The organism is Vibrio sp. 2033, from assembly GCF_033339735.1.
In genome coordinates, this window is sequence record NZ_JAWOVC010000832.1 from 1 (window position 1) to 519 (window position 519).

Sequence of the window (519 nt, forward strand, 5' to 3'; positions counted from 1 at the left end):
TTTTTCGATTTGTGATGCATCAATGATTTATTTTCGTACAACTTAGCCAGAAGAATCTAAACTTAACAATAACCTTTTGTTTTTATAACGATAGTTTGGTTAAGTTGTACGAGGCCACTATGATTCCCTTCCCACTAGAACTTGAAAGAATAAAAGCCGTCATTTTCGATTTAGACAACACGCTCGTCAGTTCAGATATGAACTTTCAAGATCTTCGTCAGCAACTCGGTTGCCCTCAAACAGAAGATTTATTGGATTTCGTAGAGCGCATCGATCACCCGCATCACAAAGAGCATGCACATAATGTCATTTTTGACCACGAGATTTCCGATGCTGAACAGTCTAGCCCGATGATTGGCTGTCATGAATTGCTGAACTACTTGGAGAAAAAAGCGATTAAAACCGCCATCGTGACGCGAAACTGCCTAATTGCGACACAAAGAAAATTGGAACATAACCAAATCACCGTTGAGCAAGTGATCACGCGTGAATGTTATCCACCAAAACCCGATCCTTTAT

The 519-nt window shown here is 40.1% G+C and carries 1 protein-coding gene; it reads left to right on the plus strand.

Translation table 11 applies throughout. The annotated features are described in order from the left end of the window. Window positions 1-119: 119 nt before the first annotated feature. Window positions 120-519, plus strand: a 400-nt coding sequence (locus R7P74_RS29350) for an HAD family hydrolase (protein WP_318124260.1), incomplete at its 3' end; no start/stop codon positions are given.